The organism is Streptomyces sp. NPDC059668, from assembly GCF_042734135.1.
Lineage (GTDB): Bacteria > Actinomycetota > Actinomycetes > Streptomycetales > Streptomycetaceae > Streptomyces.
Map to the genome: position 1 here is coordinate 66,509 of NZ_JBHWEL010000050.1, position 4,247 is coordinate 70,755.

4 protein-coding genes are annotated in these 4,247 nt (G+C 70.7%); 2 read left to right on the plus strand and 2 right to left on the minus strand.

Going from position 1 to position 4,247, the window contains the following annotated elements; all coding sequences use genetic code 11:
- Positions 1-104: 104 nt before the first annotated feature.
- Positions 105-524, minus strand: coding sequence for an ester cyclase (locus tag ACFV2J_RS29225; RefSeq protein ID WP_168525295.1), 420 nt, complete (start codon positions 522-524; stop codon positions 105-107).
- 192 nt (positions 525-716) lie between these two features.
- Here ACFV2J_RS29225 and ACFV2J_RS29230 point away from each other — a divergent pair, with 192 nt between their 5' ends.
- The gene (locus tag ACFV2J_RS29230; RefSeq protein ID WP_385098146.1) at positions 717-1,784 is read left to right on the plus strand and encodes a glucose-1-phosphate thymidylyltransferase; all 1,068 of its coding nucleotides are present in this window, start codon (positions 717-719) and stop codon (positions 1,782-1,784) included.
- Positions 1,785-1,797: 13 nt separating this feature from the next.
- Here ACFV2J_RS29230 and ACFV2J_RS29235 read toward each other — a convergent pair whose 3' ends face one another.
- Complete coding sequence (locus tag ACFV2J_RS29235) at positions 1,798-3,042, minus strand: RNA-guided endonuclease InsQ/TnpB family protein (protein WP_385441422.1); 1,245 nt, start codon at positions 3,040-3,042, stop codon at positions 1,798-1,800.
- 86 nt (positions 3,043-3,128) lie between these two features.
- On the opposite strand from ACFV2J_RS29235, the gene rfbB reads away from it, so the two are divergent.
- Positions 3,129-4,121 carry a dTDP-glucose 4,6-dehydratase gene (gene rfbB / locus ACFV2J_RS29240; RefSeq protein ID WP_385097967.1) on the plus strand — a complete coding sequence of 331 codons (993 nt, stop codon included), beginning with the start codon at positions 3,129-3,131 and terminating at the stop codon, positions 4,119-4,121.
- Positions 4,122-4,247: the final 126 nt, after the last annotated feature.

The following is a 4,247-nucleotide window of genomic DNA, read 5'->3' on the forward strand; positions in this document are numbered from 1 at the left end:
GGGGGGTCCTCCCGGGGGGGGGGGGTCGGGGGGGGGGGTGGGGTTGGCGGCCGGCCCCCCACGGGGGGGGCGCCGGGCCGCTTTCCTGCCCGCCGGGGGCGCGGTTACGCGTCCTGGCCGGCGTGGATGTCGACGCCGAGCTGGCGGAAGAGGCCGGCCATGTCCAGCTGGTCCCAGTGCTCGGCCAGCAGCCCGTCCTCGACCCGCCAGAAGTCGATCGACTGGAAGCTGAGCGGACGGCCGGTGGCCTCGACGCCGAAGAAGGTGCCCTGGTGGGTGCCGGAGTACTCGAAGCGGCCGGCGATCCGGTCCCCCTCCACGACCAGGTCGTGGGTGACGACCTTGACGTCGGGGAACGCGGCGAAGATCTGCTCCCAGAACGCCGTGTTGGCCTCGATGCCGTCCTCGACGACCGGGTTGTGGTCGATGTGCCCGGGCGCGGTGTGCGCGCTCATGGTGCTCACGTCATGACTGTTGATCATGTCGACGAAGCGCTGGACGAGTTCACGGTGGTTGTCTGCCATGCCTGTGTGCCTCTCTGGGCTCGCGTCACTGGACGGCCGGGCACAGCCGCCCCGCAGGTCACCCCGCGAAGCGCGCCACCGGCCGCTGCCCCACCGAGGATCCCCACCGCCTCTGGAGCCGCTCTGGAGGGCGCCTGTGGGCGCGGCCCATCCCCGATCCCGGCTCAAGTGCCCGCTCCTAGCGTCGAAGCCATGAAGGCTCTCGTACTCTCCGGCGGGGCCGGAACCCGCCTGCGCCCCCTCACCCACACATCCGCCAAGCAGCTGGTGCCCGTGGCCAACAAGCCGGTTCTCTTCTACGGCCTGGAAGCGATCGCGGACGCGGGCATCACCGAGGTCGGGATCATCGTCGGGGACACCGCCGACGAGATCACGCAAGCCGTCGGCGACGGCTCCAAGTTCGGGCTCGCCGTCACCTACATCCCCCAGTCCGCTCCCCTGGGACTGGCCCACGCCGTCCTCATCGCCCGCGAGTTCCTCGCCGACGACGACTTCGTCATGTACCTCGGCGACAACTTCATCGTGGGCGGCATCTCGGATTTGGTCGATGCCTTCCGCGCGCAGCGGCCCGCCGCCCAGATCCTGCTCACCCAGGTCTCCGACCCGCAGCAGTTCGGGGTCGCCGAATTCGGCCCCGACGGGCGGATCGTGGGCCTGGAGGAGAAACCGGAGCACCCCAAGAGCGACCTCGCGCTGGTCGGCGTCTACCTGTTCACCGACGCCGTGCACGAGGCCGTCCGCGCCATCAAGCCGTCCTGGCGCGGCGAGCTGGAGATCACCCACGCCCTGCAGTGGCTGATCGACCAGGACCGCGACGTGCGCTCCACCACGATCTCCGGGTACTGGAAGGACACCGGCAACGTCGGCGACATGCTGGAGGTCAACCGGTCCGTCCTGGAGCACGCCGAACCCCGCATCGAGGGCGACGTCGACGCCGCCAGCGAGATCATCGGCCGGGTACGGGTCGACGAGGGCGCCCGCGTCACCGGCTCACGCATCGTGGGCCCGGCCGTCATCGGCTCCGGCAGCGTGATCACCGGCTCCTACGTCGGCCCGTTCACCTCCATCGCCTCCGACTGCCGCATCACCGACAGCGAGATCGAGTTCTCCATCGTCCTGGACGGCTCCTCGGTGCACGGCGCCCGCCGTGTGGAGGCCTCCATCATCGGCCGCAACGTGGAGGTGACCCCCGCCCCGCGGATCCCCGCCGCCCACCGGCTCATCCTCGGCGACCACAGCAAGGTGCAGATTTCCTCTTGACATCCTCCCGGCCTCACAGTGCCGGGACTCCCGCCTGCCTGCCGGTGGTCGCCGGCTGCGGCTGCGGGTGGGTTCCTCGTTCAACGGGCCGCGCCTGGTGCGGGATTGCCGCACCAGGTCTTACCGGCCCTCCGGAGGCGTTTGGCCTGTCCGCCTGCCCGGCGGCCAGGATCACCCGCGACGCATTGAGGTCACGGTCATGCACAGCACCACAGCCGCCGCACGTCCACATCCGCATGTGCAACGGCTTCTTCCCATCCAGCCTCCAGCACACATGGCAGGTCTGGGAGGAGGGCAGCCAGCGCGAGACGATGCCCACGTACCGACCCGCGCGGGCAGCTTTGCCCTCGAGCATGCTGCGAAAGGCAGCCCACCCCGCGTCGTGGACAGATTTCGCCAACCGGGTCCGTGCGAGCCCGGCGACCGCGAGGTCCTCGAGGTAGACCGCTTGGTTTTCGCGGATGATCCTCGACGTCTCCTTGTGGAGCCAGTCCCGGCGCGCGTCAGCGACCCGGGCGTGGACCCGTGCGACCCGGGCACGGGCCTTGGCCCGGTTCTTCGACCCCTTCGTCTTGCGGCTCAGGGCCTGCTGAGCCATCCTCGGACGGCCTTCGGCCCGTCGCAGGAAACGCGGATTGCCGATCACCGTGCCGTCCGAGAGAACGGCATAGGTGCTCAGCCCCAGGTCGATGCCGACCTCGGTGTCGGCAGGGGGCAGCGGCGCGGGCTCGTCCTTGACCACGAAGCTGGCGAAGCACCGGCCGGCCGCGTCCTGGATCACGGTCACCGACGACGGGGCCGACGGCAGCGGCGGCGACCAGCGCACGCGCACATCACCGATCTTCGCCAGGTTCAGCCTGCCGTCCGCCCGCAGCCGGAACCCGTTCTTGGAGAACCTGACCGACTGACGGCCGTCCCGCTTCGACTTGAACCGTGGCAGACCCGACCGGCGCCCCACCCGCTTCCCCGACAGCGAATCGAAGAAATTCCGGTAAGCCGCGTCCAGGTCCCGCACCGAGGACTGCAGGGCATCGACGGACACGTCCGCGAGCCACGCCCGCTCGGCTGTCCGCTTCGCCTCGGTGATCACCTGCCGGGCCAGCGCCCCGGCAGGGATACGGGACTTGTCCGCCGCCCAGGCGGCCTTTCTCGCGGCCAGCGCATCGTTGTAGACCACCCGCGCACAGCCGAACGTACGAGCCAGCGCGACGCGTTGGCCCGGCGTCGGCTCGATACGGAAGGAGTAACGCACATGCATGCGATCAACGTACGAGCAGTCACCGACCATCGCCCTGCAAGCCGTCGACGGTCGACGGTCATCCGCACCGGCCGCGGAGGAACCCGATGACCACCACACGCATCCTCGTCACCGGCGGCGCGGGGTTCATCGGCTCGCACTACGTGCGCACCCTGCTCGGCGCGGGCGGTCCCGGCGACGTCCACGTCACCGTCCTCGACAAACTCACCTACGCCGGCAACCCGGCCAACCTCGACCCGGTCCGCGGCCATCCCGGCTTCCGCTTCGTCCAGGGCGACATCCGCGACACCCGCCTGGTCGCCGAACTCGTCGCCGGACACGAGCAGATCGTGCACTTCGCCGCCGAGTCCCACGTCGACCGCTCCATCCTCGGCGCCGCGGAGTTCATCACCACCAACGTGCTCGGCACCCAGACCCTGCTGGACGCGGCGCTGCGCCGGCCCGGCGGCCGGGCCCGCTTCCTGCACGTGTCCACCGACGAGGTCTACGGCTCCGTGGCCGAGGGGTCCTGGCCGGAGAGCGACCCGCTGCGGCCCAACTCCCCCTACGCCGCCTCCAAGGCCTCCTCCGACCTGGTGGCCCTGTCCTACCACCGCACCCATGGCCTGGACGTACGGGTGACCCGCTGCTCCAACAACTACGGCCACCACCACTTCCCCGAGAAGGTCATCCCGCTGTTCGTCACCAACCTCCTCGACGGACACCGCGTCCCGCTGTACGGGGAAGGACTGAACGTACGGGACTGGCTGCACATCGACGACCACGTCCAGGGCCTGGAGCTGGTGCGCACCGGCGGCCGTCCGGGCGAGGTCTACAACATCGGCGGCGGCACCGAGCTGAGCAACAAGGAACTGACCACGCTGCTGCTGGACCTGGCCGGAGCGGGCTGGGACAGCGTCGAGCACGTGCCCGACCGGCTCGGCCACGACCTGCGCTACTCGGTGGACTGCGGCAAGATCTCCCGCGAGCTGGGCTACCGGCCCCGCAAGGACTTCACCCAGGGCCTGGCGGAGACCTTCGCCTGGTACCGCGACAACCGTTCCTGGTGGGAACCGCTCAAGCACCGGGCCGCCCTGTGACCGGGTGAGCCCCCGGCCGCCCGCGCGGCCGCGCCACCCTGGGCCCCAACGAAAGAGCGAGCGGGGTGGGGCCCCTCGGGGGCGGCGCCCCGGGGGGCGGGGGCCCGGCACTGAGCCCCCCCCGCG

Coding starts and splice junctions, on each gene's coding strand:
- rfbB (WP_385097967.1), top strand. CDS start 3,129: ATGACCACCACACGCATCCTCGTCACCGGCGGCGCGGGGTTCATCGGC.
- ACFV2J_RS29225 (WP_168525295.1), bottom strand. CDS start 524: ATGGCAGACAACCACCGTGAACTCGTCCAGCGCTTCGTCGACATGATC.
- ACFV2J_RS29230 (WP_385098146.1), top strand. CDS start 717: ATGAAGGCTCTCGTACTCTCCGGCGGGGCCGGAACCCGCCTGCGCCCC.
- ACFV2J_RS29235 (WP_385441422.1), bottom strand. CDS start 3,042: ATGCATGTGCGTTACTCCTTCCGTATCGAGCCGACGCCGGGCCAACGC.